The 18,022-nt window shown below is 55.4% G+C and carries 17 protein-coding genes; 8 read left to right on the top strand and 9 right to left on the bottom strand.

Annotated features, from left to right (window positions below; all coding sequences use genetic code 11):
• The first annotated feature begins 5 nt into the window (after positions 1 to 5).
• The 4 genes from ABJ205_RS09290 (at position 6) to ABJ205_RS09275 (ending at position 2,100) form a co-directional block, all read left to right on the top strand.
• Positions 6 to 299 (top strand): S4 domain-containing protein, encoded by a 294-nt coding sequence (locus tag ABJ205_RS09290; RefSeq protein WP_348154949.1) that lies wholly within the window; start codon positions 6 to 8, stop codon positions 297 to 299.
• Positions 300 to 409: 110 nt separating this feature from the next.
• On the top strand, positions 410 to 748 hold the full coding sequence (gene fdxA, locus ABJ205_RS09285) for a ferredoxin FdxA (RefSeq protein ID WP_348154946.1): 339 nt from the start codon (positions 410 to 412) through the stop codon (positions 746 to 748).
• Positions 749 to 1,040: 292 nt separating this feature from the next.
• Positions 1,041 to 1,574 carry a CarD family transcriptional regulator gene (locus ABJ205_RS09280; RefSeq protein WP_348154943.1) on the top strand — a complete coding sequence of 178 codons (534 nt, stop codon included), beginning with the start codon at positions 1,041 to 1,043 and terminating at the stop codon, positions 1,572 to 1,574.
• A 193-nt stretch (positions 1,575 to 1,767) separates the two neighbouring features.
• Positions 1,768 to 2,100, top strand: coding sequence for a hypothetical protein (locus ABJ205_RS09275; RefSeq protein ID WP_348154940.1), 333 nt, complete (start codon positions 1,768 to 1,770; stop codon positions 2,098 to 2,100).
• A 2-nt stretch (positions 2,101 to 2,102) separates the two neighbouring features.
• Here ABJ205_RS09275 and ABJ205_RS09270 read toward each other — a convergent pair whose 3' ends face one another.
• Entirely contained in the window at positions 2,103 to 3,050 is a 948-nt protein-coding gene (locus ABJ205_RS09270) for an L-threonylcarbamoyladenylate synthase (protein WP_348154938.1), read from the bottom strand.
• 85 nt (positions 3,051 to 3,135) lie between these two features.
• Between ABJ205_RS09270 and ABJ205_RS09265 the strand changes: the two genes are divergently transcribed.
• Together ABJ205_RS09265 and ABJ205_RS09260 are read left to right on the top strand one after the other, a co-directional pair.
• Complete coding sequence (locus ABJ205_RS09265; protein ID WP_348154935.1) at positions 3,136 to 4,878, top strand: acyl-CoA dehydrogenase; 1,743 nt, start codon at positions 3,136 to 3,138, stop codon at positions 4,876 to 4,878.
• Positions 4,879 to 5,700: a DUF815 domain-containing protein gene (locus ABJ205_RS09260; RefSeq protein ID WP_348154932.1), complete on the top strand. Its 822-nt coding sequence runs from the start codon at positions 4,879 to 4,881 to the stop codon at positions 5,698 to 5,700.
• A gap of 22 nt (positions 5,701 to 5,722) precedes the next feature.
• On the opposite strand, the gene ABJ205_RS09255 is transcribed toward ABJ205_RS09260, so the two are convergent.
• The gene (locus ABJ205_RS09255; RefSeq protein ID WP_348154930.1) at positions 5,723 to 7,219 is read right to left on the bottom strand and encodes a PQQ-dependent sugar dehydrogenase; all 1,497 of its coding nucleotides are present in this window, start codon (positions 7,217 to 7,219) and stop codon (positions 5,723 to 5,725) included.
• Positions 7,220 to 7,348: 129 nt separating this feature from the next.
• Between ABJ205_RS09255 and ABJ205_RS09250 the strand changes: the two genes are divergently transcribed.
• On the top strand, positions 7,349 to 7,846 hold the full coding sequence (locus ABJ205_RS09250) for a GAF domain-containing protein (RefSeq protein ID WP_348154927.1): 498 nt from the start codon (positions 7,349 to 7,351) through the stop codon (positions 7,844 to 7,846).
• Positions 7,847 to 8,010: 164 nt separating this feature from the next.
• Positions 8,011 to 9,012, top strand: coding sequence for a hypothetical protein (locus tag ABJ205_RS09245; protein ID WP_348154924.1), 1,002 nt, complete (start codon positions 8,011 to 8,013; stop codon positions 9,010 to 9,012).
• Positions 9,013 to 9,018: 6 nt separating this feature from the next.
• On the opposite strand, the gene ABJ205_RS09240 is transcribed toward ABJ205_RS09245, so the two are convergent.
• From ABJ205_RS09240 to mnmG, 7 genes are all read right to left on the bottom strand, one after another.
• Positions 9,019 to 11,772 (bottom strand): carboxypeptidase regulatory-like domain-containing protein, encoded by a 2,754-nt coding sequence (locus ABJ205_RS09240; RefSeq protein WP_348154922.1) that lies wholly within the window; start codon positions 11,770 to 11,772, stop codon positions 9,019 to 9,021.
• Between the two features lie 42 nt (positions 11,773 to 11,814).
• Positions 11,815 to 12,666, bottom strand: a complete 852-nt coding sequence (locus ABJ205_RS09235) for a molecular chaperone (RefSeq protein WP_348154919.1) — start codon at positions 12,664 to 12,666, stop codon at positions 11,815 to 11,817.
• A gap of 223 nt (positions 12,667 to 12,889) precedes the next feature.
• Positions 12,890 to 13,438, bottom strand: a complete 549-nt coding sequence (locus ABJ205_RS09230; protein WP_348154916.1) for a DUF4402 domain-containing protein — start codon at positions 13,436 to 13,438, stop codon at positions 12,890 to 12,892.
• A gap of 253 nt (positions 13,439 to 13,691) precedes the next feature.
• Positions 13,692 to 14,690, bottom strand: coding sequence for a ParB/RepB/Spo0J family partition protein (locus ABJ205_RS09225; RefSeq protein WP_348154913.1), 999 nt, complete (start codon positions 14,688 to 14,690; stop codon positions 13,692 to 13,694).
• Positions 14,687 to 15,466, bottom strand: a complete 780-nt coding sequence (locus tag ABJ205_RS09220; protein ID WP_348154912.1) for an AAA family ATPase — start codon at positions 15,464 to 15,466, stop codon at positions 14,687 to 14,689. Before ABJ205_RS09220 ends, ABJ205_RS09225 begins: the two co-directional genes overlap by 4 nt.
• 34 nt (positions 15,467 to 15,500) lie before the next feature.
• The gene (gene rsmG, locus ABJ205_RS09215) at positions 15,501 to 16,142 is read right to left on the bottom strand and encodes a 16S rRNA (guanine(527)-N(7))-methyltransferase RsmG (RefSeq protein ID WP_348154910.1); all 642 of its coding nucleotides are present in this window, start codon (positions 16,140 to 16,142) and stop codon (positions 15,501 to 15,503) included.
• Positions 16,139 to 17,992 carry a tRNA uridine-5-carboxymethylaminomethyl(34) synthesis enzyme MnmG gene (gene mnmG, locus ABJ205_RS09210; RefSeq protein WP_348154908.1) on the bottom strand — a complete coding sequence of 618 codons (1,854 nt, stop codon included), beginning with the start codon at positions 17,990 to 17,992 and terminating at the stop codon, positions 16,139 to 16,141. The genes rsmG and mnmG overlap by 4 nt, the downstream gene beginning before the upstream one ends.
• Positions 17,993 to 18,022 lie beyond the last annotated feature (30 nt).

The following is an 18,022-nucleotide window of genomic DNA, read 5'->3' as shown; positions in this document are numbered from 1 at the left end:
TGCTGATGGGTGAAGGCGATAACACAAAGCAGGGTCTGAGGCTCGACCGGTTGCTCGTTTACCTGCGTTTTGCGCGCACTCGCTCTGCAGCACGTTCCATGATTGAAGGTCGATCTTTGCGACGCAATAGAAAGCATGTGCGGCGCAGCAGCGAGATGATCGCTATTGGCGATGTGCTGACTTTGGCGGTGGGCGGCGAGGTGCGCGTCATTGAGATATTGGCTTTGCCCAAGCGGCGTGCTTCGCCGGCATCGGCAAGGACCTTCTACCTCGAGTATGATCGCGGCACCCAGCAGTAGCCTGAATGGGTAGCCTTGACCGATGGGCCCACTTGCCACTAGCAGCGCGAAACCTTTGATTCATGCAGATGCACTATTTGGGCCGCACTGCTTAAACGAAAGACGCATTAATGACTTACGTCGTCACTGATGACTGCATCAAATGCAAATACACCGACTGTGTGGAAGTGTGTCCAGTGGACTGCTTTTATGAAGGCGAGAATATGCTCGTCATCAATCCTGCAGAATGCATTGATTGCGGCGTATGTGAGCCCGAATGCCCGGCGGAAGCAATTTTACCGGACACGGAAGATGGCCTTGAAAAATGGCTTGAGCTGAACACCAAATTCTCTGCTGAATGGCCCAATATCACGAGCCAGAAAGATCCGCCCGCCGACGCTGATGAGCACAAGGGCGAAGAAGGCAAGTTCGAGAAGTACTTTTCCGAAGCGCCCGGCGAAGGCGACTGATTCGCACCGTCTTTGAGGGCTTCCTTGCCCTGATTCGCAATTTTGTTGCCAGTATGCTATATGAGCACTCAACCACGTCGGAATGTCGTATGACCATGCTCGGCGGAGGGTGTGACAATTGGAAAGGCCACATACCAGCAACTACAATTTGATATCAGCCTGTTCACAGTACCCGCATCTCTTCGATGCTGGTGCTGGAGATCAAAAGCTCTTGTCGAATCCCCCTTGGATCAAAAATTGGGACTAGGGCCCTTTTTGGTACTTTTGCTGGGGCCCAAAGAAAGGAATTCGCATGGCAAGCAATGCACCCGCCTTCACTGTTGGCGATTATGTTGTGTATCCAAAACACGGCGTTGGCCGCGTAATCGAACTCGAGAATCAAGAGATCGCCGGTATGCAGCTAGAACTGTATGTCCTGCGGTTTGAAAAGGAGCGCATGACGCTTCGAGTGCCGACCAATAAGGTGGAGTCCATCGGAATGCGCAAACTTTCGAGCGACAAGACGCTCAAAGAGGCGATGGAAACGCTCAAAGGCAAGCCCAAGGTGAAGCGCACCATGTGGTCACGCCGGGCGCAGGAATATGAAGCGAAGATCAACTCAGGCGAAATCGTCCTGATTGCCGAAGTGACGCGCGACTTGTTCCGTCCAGACGATCAGCCAGAGCAAAGCTATTCTGAGCGTCAGATCTTCGAAGCAGCATCAAGTCGCCTTGCTCGTGAGCTTGGCGCGATGGAAGAAACCGACGAAGCGACCGCTCTTGAGAAAATCCTCGAAGTGCTGCGTGAACACGCCCCTCAGTATTATGAGAGCACTGAAGAGAGCTAAGCTCTCCGTTCAGATATCGAACATTTGAAAGGGTCGCCGCGATTGGCGGCCCTTTTATGTTGGCCCTGCTTGTTCGCGCTATCAGAATAATTGAACGAACCGGGGTGATCTGAGCACTTCATGGGTTGAATAAATGGTTCGAGGTGCGATCCCTAACTTGCATTCTGCAGCGCTGAGACGCACACTTGGAACCATGCGCATTACCCCCCATCTCACTATTGCCCTAATGGGTCTTTCGCTCACGCTTTCAGGCTGCCTTGTGCGGACCGCGGCAAATGTCGTGACCGCACCCGTGCGCGTGGCGAGCAAGGCGGTGGATCTCGCCACCACCAGTCAATCGGAAGCGGATGAAAACCGTGGCCGCGAAATCCGCCGCCGCGAAGCCAGACTTGCCGAGCTTGAGAGGCAATTTCGCGAGGAAAGCGAAGATTGCGCCGACGGGGACCGCGGTGCTTGCTCAGATGCCCGCGAGACCCGAGAAGAGATCGAAGAGCTTGTCCCACAAGTTCCGCTTGAGCCGCGCTAACTTTATTTGGCCGCCGCTCGGCTTAGTCGATCATTGATCGCTTGGCCTATGCCTTCATCAGGGATGGGCGCGACTGCGATGCAGGCTTTTTCTGATGCCCCCGCGAGGTGCAGTGCGCCATAAAGCCGTGCTGCTGCGTTATTGAGATCAGAGATCGGCGAAAGGTTGTAGTCCCCCTCTACTTCTCCAAAGCCAATCCAAAACTCGTCTTGCGCAACTTGCAGCGCGTTGAGACGCACCGGTTTGCCAGGAGAATAGTGTTTAGCAAGCTGACCAGGCGATTCGACCTTGCCCGATGTGGTTTTCGCTTCGGGGCCAAGCTCCGCTTCGAGCTGTTCTTTTGTGATGGGTCCCGGCCGAAGAAGCGACCAAGCGCCATTATCCCGCAAAGCAACAATCGTGGACTCCAACCCGGCATCGGTTGCCCCGTCACAGACAACGGCAGGACATCGCCCACCAAGTGACGCCATGGCATGCTCGGGTTTTGTAGGGCTTACTGCCTCGCTCCGATTGGCGGACGGGGCCGCTAAGGGAAAGTCCAGCTGGTCGAGCAATGCGCGCATAGTGGGGTGTGCAGGTTGACGAAGGGCAATCGTTGACAGGCCTGCACTGACAGCCGGAGCGAGACCTGCGTCATCACGCAAAGGAAGAACCATGGTCAACGGGCCGGGCCAAAACCGTTCAACCAACTTGCGAGCATTCGCGTCAAACCGGGCGAGCATCTCTGCTTGTGTCAAATTCTTCACATGGACAATAAGCGGGTTGAAGCTTGGCCGACCCTTGGCTGCGTAAATCCTTGCAACCGCCTCTGCTGCGTCTGCGCGTGCGGCAAGGCCGTAAACCGTCTCGGTCGGGACTGCGACCAAGTGTCCTGACACAAGAATCTCAGCCGCGCGCGCGAGACCTGCATCATTTGGTTGCAGCTGTTCCGTAACGTTCTTGCGGGCCATGGCCTCGCGCTATATCTGATAAGTCAAATTTCCAAGCACACATTGCGCAAAAACGTCTCGCAATCCTTCAAGAGGATCCAATCCAGTGACCCCTTTTACACCGCCAACCCAAGACCAATTGCTCGCCATTCGCGTAAACGCTGGCATTGAAGAGCTCGCGGCTTCGGAGAAATTCGCTCATGCTGAGAATGATCTGGTCGAAGCAATTGTCGATGGGGTTGGGCAGTTTGCCGCTGGCGAGTTTGCCCCGCTTAACCGCATCGGCGATCTAGAAGGGGCAAAGTTGGAAAACGGCGTAGTTCGCCTGCCTGACGGATTTAAAGAAGCTTATCAAGGATATGTCGAACAAGGGTGGAATTCCATCGGAAGCTCCACCGACTTTGGCGGTCAAGGTCTTCCGTTTACGCTGGCCTGTAACGTGCTCGAAAACTTGGGCGCAGCTAATATGGCGTTCAATCTGCTTCCGATGCTTTCGGTCGGCGCGGTTGAGGCGTTGGAGCATCACGGAAGCGAAACGCAGCAAGCCATGTACCTACCTGATCTCATCAGCGGAAAATGGTCAGGGACCATGAACCTCACCGAACCTGCCGCCGGAAGCGATGTGGGCGCGCTGCGCTCCACGGCTGAACCGATCACGGAAGGTGAGCATGCCGGCAAATACAAGATCAAAGGTCAAAAGATCTATATCACCTGGGGCGATCACACTCTGGCAGAAAACATCATTCACCTCGTGCTCGCACGTCTTCCCGGCGCTCCTGAGGGCACACGCGGGATCTCATTGTTTGTGGTGCCAAAGTACCATGTGAACGCCGATGGTTCGCTTGGGCCCCACAATGATCTTCGCCCGGTCAGTCTTGAACACAAGCTTGGCATCAACGCCTCGCCCACTTGCGTCATGTCATATGGCGACAATGACACATGCATCGGTGAGTTGGTGGGCGCGGAAAACCGCGGGCTGATGGCGATGTTCACGATGATGAACAACGCGCGGATCAATGTGGGCAACCAAGGTGTTCAGATCGGCGAACGCGCAACACAGCAAGCAATTGCCTATGCCTGCGAACGGGTGCAGTCGGCGCGCGCCGGGTCGCCGGACAAGACGCCTGTTGCCATTATCGAACATCCCGACGTTCGGCGAATGGTCCTTCGCATGAAGGCGTTGACCGAGGGCGCGCGGGCGCTTCTTTATTATTGCGCTGGGCAAGTGGATCGTGGAACGCTTGGCGAAAGCGACGCAGGGACTCGCGCAGAAATCCTTGTCCCGCTGCTTAAAGCATGGGGAACTGACGTGGGCGTCGAGGTTTCTGGCATTGGCGTTCAAATTCACGGCGGGATGGGCTTTGTCGAAGAAACGGGCGCAGCACAGCACTGGCGCGATTCGCGCATTGCCCCGATTTATGAAGGCACCAATGGCATTCAGGCCGCCGACCTTGTGACCCGCAAGCTTTCCATGGAAGGCGGCGAGGCGATGCTCGCTCTGTTCGCAGATATTGCGCGCGATGCGTCCAGCGAACCTGCGCTTGCAGCGCTCGCGCAAGATTGCGCGGGAATTGCGCAGTGGATGCGTGATGGGGCAAGCCTTGATGATCGATTAGCGGGAAGTGTTCCCTTCTGCACTATGGCATCGGTTGCTGTTGCTGGCTGGCAGATGCTGAAACAGAGCGAAGCAGTGGCGGCAGGTGCCGCGCCGGCTTTAGCCGCGACCAAGCCGGTGACAACGCGCTTCTTCCTCGATCGGATTGTACCCGAGGCAGCAGGCCTCAAAGCAAGCGCAACTGCAGGGGCAGAGGACCTCTACACACTCTCGCCTGAGGCATTGGCGGGTTAGGTGTCGCAACAGCGTGATATTCTGGAACGGATTGCCAAAAGCCTTGAGCGTTTGGCACCGCAGACTGCTCCGCCGGTAGATTGGACAAGGCACCCGGCCTATATTTGGTCGAGCACTGCACCGCATGGCCTCAAAAATCTGGACGCATTACCGCTGGACCGATTGCGCGCAATTGACGCGCAAAAACGCAGCCTTTGCGACAATCTTACCAGGCTTGCCAATGGCGCTGCGGCGCACGACATGCTTCTTTGGGGTGCGCGCGGCATGGGCAAATCGGCGCTGATCCGCGCTGCTGTTTATGCCTTGCAAGAAAAGAGTGCGGACATCGCCCTCATCCAAGTCACCGCAGATGGCTTGGATAGCATCGCGCATCTGATTGATGAGCTAGCCAATGTGCCGCGGACCTTTGTGCTCTTTATCGACGACCTTGGATTTGGCGACGATGAATTGCAGGCCAATCTTGCATTACGCAGCCTATTGGACGGAGGCGCGCTGGGCCGGCCTGCCAATATTCGCATCGCTGTGACTTCAAACCGCCGCGCTATTGTTCAAAGAGAGGCCGCAACGCCAAGCGCCCTTCATGAACGCGATGAACGCGACAACGCTCTTGCCCTTGCGGACCGCTTTGGTCTGACCGTCGCATTCCATCCATGTGATCAAGCGGATTATATCGAGATAGTGCGTTCCTACTGCGAACCGCTCGGCCTTACCTTTGATGAGGTTGAAGCACAAAGTTGGGCGATTGCCCGCGGCAATCGCTCGGGGCGCACAGCCAATCAATTCGCCTGCGAGATTGCAGGGCGTGCTGGATTAGCCCTCTAAATCTTACGTACGTAAGGCGGGATCAATTGCCCGCTTCTTCTGCTGCTTGCTCGCGCAGAAATTCCTCTTCGAATTGAGCGCGAGGATCGACCAGCTCTCGTTGGGGAGACAGCGGCTCTCCGGTAACCCTGGCGATACCTGCGCCCGTTTCACTGTCAGGAACCAGTGTTCGCCAAATGATGCCCGCCGTGTCGTCTGAGACAAGAAGCGAACCATCATTTGCCCATTCCACCCAGGTTGGACGCCCTTTGGTGCTTCCATCCTCATTGAGGAAACCGGTTAGAACCGGAAGTGGCTTACCTTGAGGATTGCCGCGCTCATCAAATGCGACATAGACCACGTCATATCCAGAAGGCGGTTTGCGGTTCCATGATCCATGGCGCGCCACGAATGCGCCGCTGGCAAATTCATCGCCCATCCGGTGACCTTCGACAGTAAAGACCAAGCCAAGCGCCGCAACATGCGGGCCCATCGCAAATTCAGGATACCGCGTATATTCCACATGGAAGTTTGGCATACGCGTCTTAACCCGACGATCGACATTGTTCTTATAATAGAGCCATGGCCAACCATATTGCGACCCCACCGGCACATTGGTGAGGTAGTCTGGCACAAGGTCCGAGCCCAGCATGTCGCGCTCGTTTACTGTGGTCCAAAGTTCGCCGGACCATGGGCTGAAATCCAGGCCATTGGGATTGCGAAGGCCCGCGGCAAACGGGCGCGCGCTACCATCTTCAAGGTTGTATTCCCAAATCATGGCACGGCCTTCTTCGACTGCCATTCCCTGTTCACCAATGTTCGAAACAGAGCCAACCGCGATATAAATCCGGTCACCGTCGGGATTCACCTCGATGTTGCGCATCCAATGTCCGCCGCCGCCGGGCAGATCCATCAATTTGCGTGCCTCACCAGAAGCCGCATCCGCGCCCAGCTCATAATCAAAGGCAAGGAGCGCGTTATGATTGGCAACATATAGAATGCCGTCATTCCAGCTGATGCCTGACGGGGAATCGAGACCATCGTCGGCATTCAGCAGCACTTCCTTGACCTCGGCAACGCCGTTAGCATCTGCATCGCGCAACAGGACTAATTCATTGGCAGCCGCGCCGGCAGCGCCCGCTTGGGCAAAGAGCAAGTCGGCGACCCAATTATAGACGCTGTTAAAGATGCCCTGATCGTCGCTATCCGAAGGGCGTGCAGGTGCCCGTGTTAAAGTCACCAACACATCGCCATTGGGCAGCGCGTAAAGCACGCGCGGGTGATCGAGCCCTTCGGCAAAGCGATTGGTCACAAAACCAGCCGCACCCACCGGCGCATCGCCTTCTTCCCAGCCAACCGGCTGTGCAATCTTTACAGTTGGGAAATTTTCGGCCGAAGGCTCAGCCAAGATAGGATCAGTGCCGGTGACCTCATCAATATTAAGTTCGGCGGTTTGACCTTGGGCAAGGTAAAACAGGCCAGCACCTACGATGACAAAAAAAACGACTGCGCCAATCGCGACTTTTCGAAAAATACCCATGTCGGCGCATTAAGCCAGCACCCGGCATGTGACAACCTTGCACCTTGCCTTCAACCGCACTTGCCATTCAGCCCGTCCTCCCCAATAGCGCTACCAACATTCAGACCCGCCTCTTAGGAAACCTGTAAAATGTTCGATTTCAAACCGGATCCGGCGCAAGGAAAGGCGGAAAACTATCGCCAATTGCACAATGCGGCGGACGCGCTCACCCAAGGTGAAAGCGACGGCATCGCCAATATGGCCAATGTTGCATCGCTTCTTTGGGAATTTGTGCCTGACCTCAATTGGGCAGGGTTTTATCGTATGGGCGAGGGTGCTTCAGGCAAGGATGAACTTGTGCTCGGACCTTTCACCGGAAGGCCGGCCTGCATCCGCATCCCGATCGGTGTTGGTGTATGCGGCGCTGCGGCCAAGACCGGTGAAACGCAGCTTGTCGAGGATGTTCACGCTTTTCCCGGACATATCGCCTGCGACGCAGCAAGCCAGTCTGAGCTCGTTGCCCCTATCATCCGTGATGGGAAGGTGATTGCGGTTATCGATCTCGACAGTCCCAATAAAGGGCGCTTCACTCAGGAAGATGCCGCGGGAATTGAGAGCCTCGCCGCGATGTTGTCGGACCGGATCTAACCCCTCTTACCATTGCCGCGATAGTCGCCCCGTTTCGAGACACGGTGTTTTAGCCTGTTTGTCGTGCGGCGGGACCCAATGGTAACGATTTGCTAAGTATTTTTCTTAGGCGCGCGCGATTCGCTAAGGCTGTGATCTGTGTTTGGCGCAAGAGGGGACCGACAATGACTTTCACTGCTCTCACCCGCACAACTTTGACCAGCATTGGCTTGGCCACTGCCGCGATGGCTGTTCCAACAATGGCATCTGCGCAAGATTTTATACCTGATATTCAGCCGCTTAGCGCTCAGGAAACGCGCAGCTTGCCGGTTGAATTGCAATCAGCTCCAACGACAGATGCACCGCTTTCTGAAACAACGATCGGCGCTGATGGTGTTGAGACGATCACTCGCACACGGCGTATCACCCGGTCTGCTCCTTACCCACAATCGGTCACGCAACATGTGAGGCAAGACGGGTATGACGCGCAACTCCCCCCTCTTCCGCGCGGGCATGTTCAAGGTCAGGTGCATAGCCATCCAACATATGCCCCTTCCTACGCGCAGCAATATGCGCAGACCTATGCACCAGGCGCACAGGTGTTTCAGCGTGAACAATGGATCGCAGAGTGCGAACGCCGGACCGATGGTCATAGCGGTAAAGGCAAAGGCGGGATTATTGGAGGCCTACTCGGCGCAATTGCTGGCGGGATCATCGGCAACCGTGTGTTTGATAGTGAACGGCTTGGCGGTACTCTGCTTGGTGTAGGAGTTGGCGGGATCGGCGGCGCTCTTTTGGGTAGTCTGATTGGTGGTGGTCGCAATGATCGCGGCGAATATGACTGCGGAGCGGCACTTGACGCCTATCTATCGCAATATGCGCATGGCGGCACACGGATTGCGGCGCGGACAATTCCGGCCCCTACTCCTGTTTACGCGGCTCCTGTTTATGCAGCGCCAGCATACAGCTACGCACAGCCACAATATTATTATCAACCGCCGCAGCAAATCACCTATGTGCCGGTTGAATACCAGCAACGTCAGCGTGTGATTGTGCGAGAGACCGTACGTGAAGAGGTCATTCCAGGAGCTCGCCGGACAATTCCTGCGCCCGCACCTCAACCAGTGGCCCCACAACCGGCGCCGCGCCCAATCAAAGGCAAACCGCGCTTCATCAAGGGCAATTAAGACCGATTATTCGGAGCTTACAGCAGCAATAACTGGACCCGCTGGCTGATTGCTTGGTGGGTCTGGTGCATCTGTACGGGTTAATTTGATAGTGCCGAAGCGGATGACATCCTCGTCCCGATCGAGCCTAAAGACCAAGCGACCATCTTTAAGCGAAAGCGCTGGCTTTACATCAAGCGCTTTGGCCGCCTCATCTGAGATTCGCAAACGATACTGGCCGTAAGGCACGCGCTGGAACAGGAAGAAACCATCAAACTCACTGATGGTCTCCGCTTGGACCGCTCCCCTTTCATCGATCAGTTGGAGCCTGACCCCAGATTGCTCGGTGCCAGTCACACTAAGGAGTGACCCTTCAATCTCACCAGTCGGTGAAACGGCGAGTTCCACCTGCGCAGCCACCCCTGGACGCGGTGTTACCACAATCCCTTTGGAAGATGGCGCAAGGAACGGATCTTCCAGCGAGCTTTCATCAATGCCCACTAAAACGGGTTGGAATGGACGCAATTCATCGACAATGGCCTTGCCATTCGCGCCGGTCACAGCATCCGTGGTGCGAAGTCCAGCTTCGACCATGATGTTTTCGAGCACAGGCTCACCTGCATCCCGGCGGTCATTGCCATTGTCATCGCGGAATACGGTGACGGCGGCCTGACCATTGCGCGCCAATTTGGAATGCGTGACACGAACCCCGCCCGAAACCGGGTCAGGGCCGAGACTGAAGGCAGCTTGGATACCAGCGCCAACGCCGCCGCTTGTCGTTACAAAGGCGTCACCGCGAAGGGAAAACTCCTTGAAACGATGGGTGTATCCAGCCGTAAGGCGGAATTCGTCATTCCTCGACGTGTAATCGAGGTCGCCTTGAATAGCGCCATCCTCGCCAATGTCCGATTCGACCCGTACAGTCGCAGATTCAAGGCCTTTGTCAGGACCGTTAGCGCGGAATGTTGCGTTTCCACGCAATCTAAAGTCACGCCAACGACGATTGGCAATCAAAGTGATCTCTGTATTGTCATTTTGCGGCCGGCCGCTGTCCTGTTCATGGGCGATCTGCGCGGAAAGCGACAGGCGACCCGCAGATACTGATGTTATCAGATTGAATCCATTGATAGATTCGCCATTGGATCGTTTCGCATGGCTCACCGCGCCCTGAATAGGGAGCGAAAGCCTGCCCATGCGCAATGAGGTCGAGAAATTGACCCCGCCAATATAATCGATGTCATTATCCGCAAACTCTCCAGAAAAATCACCGATGAAAACGCGTGCATTTGCGCCGAAGTTGACGTTTCCAACCCGTCCAAGCGTGTTGAAGTTAGTTACAACCCCTCCCCCAAACTCATGCGCCGCCGCCAGTTCAAACTGTGCGAACGACAAAGAGTGCGTTAGAGTGGCCTCAGTATAAGTATGCCGGGCGTCATTTTGGAACAAATTGTGAACACCAAAACCGACGCTGGTCCTCTTACTAAGCCCGCGCTCTACGCCTGTGCCCCATCGCCACTTTTGTGGAATCTCCTCGTCCCTTGCAGTCAAGGGTTCGAGTTGGATCAGATCCCGGTTGTCCTGAACCACACCAGCCCAATAATAGGTCTGGCCCGGTTCAATCTGATTGACACCCACGGGAATGGATGATCGTTCTCGTCTGATCTGGCCTTGAGGGCCATACAGAACCACTTCGAAGTCATTACGGCCAAAGAACAGTTCGATATCGACAAATTCATACCGGCCATCCTGCCGCGACCCCTGAAAGGCGAGCAACTGACCGTTGCGATAAAGCTCAGCATCCCAACCCGATGGCAAAGTGCCGCGAAGAACCGTGGTTGAGAAGCGCGATGTTTGATTCAAGGGGCGGTTGGTGACGAATGCCCCGCGGCCCACTGCGGTTTGCCCCACAAGTCTGCCTGGAATTGTCTCTACGTCACCAATCGCGACATCTGTTGCATCAAGAGGGCCTAAAAGGCCGCCTTCAGCATTGCTGCGATAAGCCCGGACCCGAACAGCTTGAGGACGAAGCCTGTTATCTGTGCTGATTCGGGCCGTATAGCTCGCGCCAAGCGCCTCGCCAGCGGCAAAAAACTCAACCCGGCCAGCGACACCGCTATTATTACGTGCCTCTACATCGGCGACCACATCCACCGAAGGTGTACGCCAGTTGCGATATTCCAGTTTGGAAGACGGGTATTGCGAAAGATCGAAGCTTACATTGCGCGGCCTAATGCGTTCAGCCCGCTTACGCCGCTCAATCGCTTGCATAAACGGCAGCTCGATCTCGGATTCGAGCTTCACCGCTGCATTGAACAGATCGGGCGTGAAATCGACGCCAAACCACCTTGAAAGCGCCCGTGTATCAACACACCATCCCTCAGGCGTGTCATAAATGTCGTTTGCAAGAGGTGCCGGCCCCCTGTTCACGTTTTGTACCGTGTTGGAGGCGCGATCAATTGTGATTTCCTGATCCTCCGCGAACAACCAACCAGTTGCGCGGCGCGACTTCTTATCGATGCGGATCGGAAGGTCGAGAGATTGCACAACATCTGCGAAATCCAGGCAAACGCCGCGGTCCGTTTGATAGCCGCGAACCTCGTAACTCAAGTTGTAGTTTTTGATTTTCATCTGAAGCAGGAGATAATCGTCTTCATTCGCCTGCCAGCTGCTTTGGCCCGCGCTGCTTTCTTGGGCATAGGCCGGCGCATCAGACGCAAACGAGCTAAGCGCCACTGCGGCAATCGCAGCGGCGCTTAGAATTCGTTGGCGTAGTGCAGTCATAGGAATAAATTCGGGAATTTGTCCCGATTGATCCGGCCAGGCTTAGCCGATCATCCCATCAATAGCGGCGATCAGCGCACCGCCCTGCTCTGGTAATTCGCGATACTCAATCCGGCCAGGACCCCTGATTTGGGTAAGCTGTTCATCTGTCAGCGTAATGCGCACCTCTCGTGTGCCAATCTCGGGGTAAACAGCAATGCCTCCTGCGAGAACAATGGGTTCATCCACTCCAGGCTTCACAACGCTCAGCACGCCATAAGTTGAGCTTTCTCCCGAACGTTCGATCGTCATTGCAAGTTCTGGACGACCATCTTCGCCGGTGACGATGCTCGGCTGGGTAAGCGCAACCTGCGCTTCCACCCGGCCATGGCGCACGATGATAGGAATGGTGATTCCATAAATTGGCACAAGACGGAAAGTGACCGCATCAGACTGTGTTTCTTCCTCAGTAACCTCACGTGGACGCGGGATCGCTTTGAACGACATGTGGACGCGATATTCACCATCAGGAAGTTCTGCACCGGGGCGCGCGGCAAGGCGCACAGCTTGTGGTTGACCTGGGGGAAGAGCGATGCGGCGAGGGGCGAAACGAATCATACCAAGCGACGCCTCTTCAACGCCGTTGGCTTCGCTCTTCTCAACCGGGACCAAACGCCCCTTTTCGGTCATACGGCGAAGCTCGAGGCCGATGCGGTACGTCGCTTCTTCTGATCCAATATTACTGAGGATGACTTCTGTCCCTCGTGAGCCATCAAGGATCACTCGTGTCGGAGCGACCAGAAGATCCCCTTGCGCCTGCGCAGCTGTGGACATGACCCCAGACAGTGAGGCAACCCCCAAAGCAGCAGCGCAAACAGCAGTTTTTATTGTTTTTTCAAATGACTTCAGTGGCATGGTACCGGTAGCTCCCTTGAATGGAAGCTCATCACCAGCCGAGCCTCCACGCGTTTTCACGTATAGGTGGTAAGCAAATAGGGTTAAGATTGGTTAAAGATCACCCTCTCAAAACCTTGAAACCCATAAGCAAAAAGCCGCAACCCATGGTTAGGGTGCGGCTTCTTGATCTGGTCTCTAAGTGAGCGCCCACCCTCTAAGGGCGGCGCTCACCGATAAGAGATTACTGGTACTGAACGGTTACGTCGAACGAACCTTCATACGTGCCAGCGATTTCAGAACCGTCGAGGGAAATTGTTCCGCCAACGTTGAATGTTTCAGAACCGCTGAAGAGTGGGAAACCACCGAGCGAACCGTCGTCAAGAGCTGTCAGCTCAATCACGTGCTCGTTGTTGGTTGAACCAGCAAAACCAGTGTGAGTAAGAACAACAGGGTTTGCAACGAGGTCTTGCACAGAAACATCGACGTTCGTGTTAGCTGCACCGGTTACGGTGAAGGCTGAAGCTTGCTCGGTGCCGCCTGGGCCGCAAATTACGTCGCCGCTACATGAGCGGAAAGTGCTTGCTGGCATGTCCACAGTGCCACCAGTTGAGCCCGCGTTGACAACGATCGCGCCAAAGTCGAGGCCAGCATCGTTGGTCAGTTGAAGTGCAGCAAGAACTTCTGCAGTCGCGTCAGCGCTTTCAGTAACCTGTGCGTGAGCTGTAGAGCCGAGGCCTACAGCAGCGAAAAGTGCAACACCAGCAGCGGCAGTGCGAAACATCTTGGTCATATTGTGGTCCTTCTGAAAATTCTTTTTCCCGTAGTCAGGATGAAGGACACCGCGCTTTCGCAACCCATGCGAATCACTGCACCGATCCACCCTAACCGAACGAGTTTTTCCCCGTTCGCCAACTCTAAGTAGATGTCCGAGGTTCCGCTTTCGTTTTTAGGTATGGTTAACAGCGCAGTAGGATTTGCACTCTGGGGCCAGTAAATCATTGAAAATCAGGATTTTTTAGCCCGCTAGTTTAAAAAATTCCTTCTTAAAAATCACCGCCTGTTAGGCGCTGACACAACAGATCTAGTTGATCGAGAGAGCCATATTTGATGGAAATCTCTCCAGATCGAGGATCAGCATCAGCCTTAATCCGGACCTTGAGGCCCAAAAACTCCTCAAGGTGGCGTTGGACAGCTACGATGTCTGCGTCATCACCTGCAGCAGTGATTGTTGGCTTGGGGCCCGTTGGCCCGCTTACCTGCTTGGCAACTTTGCGAACGAGCTTCTCGATCTCTCGCACAGAAAGTTTGTCATTCACCGCCTGCTTCGCAAGCGCAGCTGCGTCTTCGTGACCAACCAAAGCGCGCGCATGGCCCATAGAGAGCTTACCGCCCTCAACCAGATCAAGCACAGCTTCTGGAAGGCCCAACAGACGTTGAATATTCGCGACATGGCTGCGCGACTTTTCAACCATGCGAGCAATTTCCGCTTGGGTCATACCTTCATCATCGGCCAAGCGCTGATAAGCTCGCGCTTCTTCGACCGGGTTAAGGTCCTCGCGCTGGAGGTTTTCAATAAGCGCAAGCGCCATAACCTCGCGCTCGCTCAACTCGCGCACAATCGCGGGGATTTGGTGCAGACGGGCCTTTTGTGCAGCTCTCCAACGGCGCTCACCCGCAACTAGTTGATAACGGCCCCTACCCTTGGGCCGCACAATAATGGGCTGAATAACACCGCGAGAGGCAATCGATGCGGCTAACTCCTCAAGCGCACCTTCATCAAAATGTTTGCGCGGGTTGCCGGGCAAAGGCGAAATAGAGGCAATCGATAACGATTTAAGCGAAGAATCACTCGAACCGATTGATCCTTGCGAATCTTGATCCCCGCCAGCACCGGAAGTGCCGACATCGGTCTTGACCAAAGGCTCTTCTCGCTTGGTCTCACCCAATAAGGCGCCCAGCCCCTTGCCTAGCTTCTTTTTACGATCAGCAGGCGTACGCTGCGGAGCGGAGAAACGAATGGGTTCTGTTGTTTTGCCGCTCATGCTGCAACCTGCCTTTCAGGAGGAAATCGTCCAATCAATTCGCGCGCCAATGCAATATAGGCCCGGCTGCCGACACAGCTGTGATCGTAAACCAATGCCGGAAGCCCGCGACTTGGCGCCTCGGAAAGGCGCACATTGCGCGGAATAACAGTTTCAAACACCAAATTGCCGAGCACTTCGCGCACATCATCCGCCACCTCATCGGTCAAACGATTGCGCCGATCATACATGGTAAGAGCAACGCCAATGATGTTAAGCTCTGGGTTGAAACCCTGTTGAACCCGTTCAACTGTTTGTAAAAGCTGACTTAAACCCTCAAGCGCGAAAAACTCACATTGCAGCGGCACAAGGATCGAATCCGCCGCACACAAAGCGTTCAGCGTCAAAAGACCGAGCGATGGCGGGCAGTCGATAAAGCAGATTTCGTGCTCAGTGTGCCCAGCCAGAGCTTTGCGTAAACACTCGGTTCGCTCTTCGACAGATACCAACTCCACCTCGGCCCCACTGAGGTCAACGGTTGCTGGTACAATATCGAGCCCCGGAATACCTGTTTCCATCGTCGCTTCAGCAAGGGGAAGACCCTCTACAAGCAAGTCGTAACTCGACACATGACGGGTTGAAGCTTCAACCCCAAGGCCAGTCGAAGCATTTCCCTGCGGATCCAGGTCGATCAAAAGCGTCCGCCAGCCCGTCGCTGCCATTGCTGTGGCCATATTGATAGCAGTTGTGGTTTTACCCACCCCGCCCTTCTGGTTTGCAATGGCAATCGTAAGCACTAACGCTCTCCCTCGTTGGTTGGCCTTTTCGGAGCTATTTACTCACGATGATGCCTGCATCTGCGTCGGTCAACGAGTGTTTCACGTGAAACATGCTCCGAATCGACGGTTTTGCCTTTTCAAGTTCGTGCGACGCCGACCGCCCCTTGGGCAAGAGGTAGCGTGTTTGCTTTGTGGAGAAGGGTGAGGATAAGCGGAGGAGCTTTTCCAAAGGAGCAAAGGCGCGTGCCGAAATGACACGGGCATCAAAGGGCTCAACACGCTCCAAACGCTCACCAATGATAGTGCAATTACCCAAACCCAGTTCAGAGACGCAATGATCGAGAAATTCAACTCGCCGCGCGCGTGACTCAACCAAAACCACAGTCATTTCGGGACGGAGAATTGAAATGATCAACCCAGGAAGGCCCGGACCACTCCCAAGATCGAGCCAATGTCCCCCATCGTCAACACCGGAAGCATGGTTGATGTGTTCAAGAAGTTGGGCGCTATCTGCGATATGTCGCACCCAAAGGGATGCCTCACTGGGTTTGCTGATTAGGTTTTGGTGTTGGTTCTCATCCAAGAGCAAGCTCGCATACTGCTCCAGACGCTCACCGGCCTTATCATCACCAAGGCCCTTTGCATAAAGGCGCGCCTCATCCTCTGTCCTCAAGAGATGATCCTGCTGGCTCATGCTGCGCCTTGCCAACGACGCGCGTGCACAAGCAATGCTGAGAGTGCGGCGGGGGTGATACCTGATACACGGCCCGCTGCTGCTAGATTGACAGGCGCAGCCTTCGTCAACCGCTCCACCATCTCATTGGAAAGGCCCGGCACCTGATCGTATGGAAAATCAGCCGAAAGGCCGAGTGCTTCGCTCGCCCGCAAATCACGCAGTTCCGCCTCCTGCCGTGCGAGATAGGGTGCATAGGCTGCATCTTCCGCGACTTCATCGAGAAGATCCTGTTCAACCCCTTCCAAGCTTTGAAGCCACGGAGCCATCGCTTTTAGGTCGACACCGCCATGTCTGAGCCATTCTTCTACAGGTTTCTCGCCGCTATCCCTACGCACGTTGAAACCTGCATCAGCCAATTCGCGTGAGTGGACTTTCATAACAAAGGCTTCACGCACTGTTTCACGTGAAACACCGCGTGCCTTAAACCACTGCACCCGCTCCTCACCGATGCAACCCACATCGATGCCGAGCTGAGTCAGCCGCGTCGATGCATTATTGGCTCGTAAGCGAAGCCGGTACTCCGCGCGTGAGGTCAGCATCCGGTAGGGTTCTGACACTCCTTGCAACGTTAGATCATCGATCATCACTGCAATGTAGGAGTTCGCCCTATCGAGCGCTGGAGCAGCTCGGCCCAAGCTAGCCGCAGCGGCCTCCAAACCAGCGACCAAGCCCTGTGCGGCAGCTTCTTCATATCCCGTGGTGCCATTGATTTGCCCAGCACAATAAAGGCCGGGAATTGCACGTAGTTGTAAATCGGGGGTTAGCGCGCGCGGATCAATATGATCGTACTCCACCGCATAGCCAGGCACCGCCATTTCCACCGCGCCAAGACCCGGCATTTGACGGAGCATGTCGTGCTGCACATCAACTGGGAGTGAGGTGCTGATCCCATTGGGATAGATCAAATGAGTGTCGAGCCCTTCTGGTTCCAAGAACACCTGATGGCCGTCGCGATCGCCAAAGCGGTGGATTTTGTCTTCAATGGACGGACAATAGCGCGGACCTGCGGCCCCAATTGCTCCGGAGAAGAGAGGGGAGCGGTGGAGGTTTTCGCGAATGATATCGTGAGCAGATTGAGTGGTCCGGGTGATCGCGCAAAAGACCTGCTGGTTCACACGGTCTCTTGCCATGGCCGACATGGTCCAATTGTCAGCGTCGGAATGCTGTTCTTCAAGCTTGGACCAATCAATCGTGCGCCCATCGAGCCTTGGGGGTGTCCCTGTTTTAAGCCGCGCCATTGGCAGTTTGGCCCCGCGCAACTGTTCAGCGAGCCGAGCGGCAGCGCTCTCACCGATGCGGCCACCCTCGAAACGCTCCTCTCCGCGAAAGAGAATGCCGCCAAGGAACGTTCCTGTACATAGGATGACGCGGTCGGACTTGATTGTCGTACCATCTGCAAGCTCAAGCCCTGCAACCTTGCCGCTCTTGAGGGAGAGTGCTGCGGCCTCGCCTTCAACGAGAGTGAGGTTACTTTGCGCCCGCACAATTCGCTGCACTTCGGCTTTAAAGAGTTTCCGGTCCGCTTGAACACGTGGTCCCCAAACGGCGCTACCCTTTGACCGGTTGAGCATACGGTAATGGATCGCGCCAGCATCCGCAGCGCAGCCGATCACGCCGTCGAGCGCATCAACCTCACAAACCAGATGCCCTTTACCCAAACCTCCGATGGCGGGGTTGCAACTCATCGCTCCGATAGCGTCCAAGTCAAAGCTGACCAACGCCGTTCGCGCACCCATGCGCGCAGCAGCGCAGGCCGCTTCAACACCGGCATGCCCGCCGCCAACCACAAGAACATCGAAATTCTGCATGGGCTGCCGAATAGTGGCTCACCCCCGCCC

This window comes from Erythrobacter sp. (assembly GCF_039988855.1).
In the GTDB taxonomy this organism is placed as follows: Bacteria; Pseudomonadota; Alphaproteobacteria; order Sphingomonadales; family Sphingomonadaceae; genus Erythrobacter.
The sequence above is the reverse complement of the archived record's forward strand: the minus strand, read 5'-3'. Positions and strand labels throughout refer to the sequence as shown.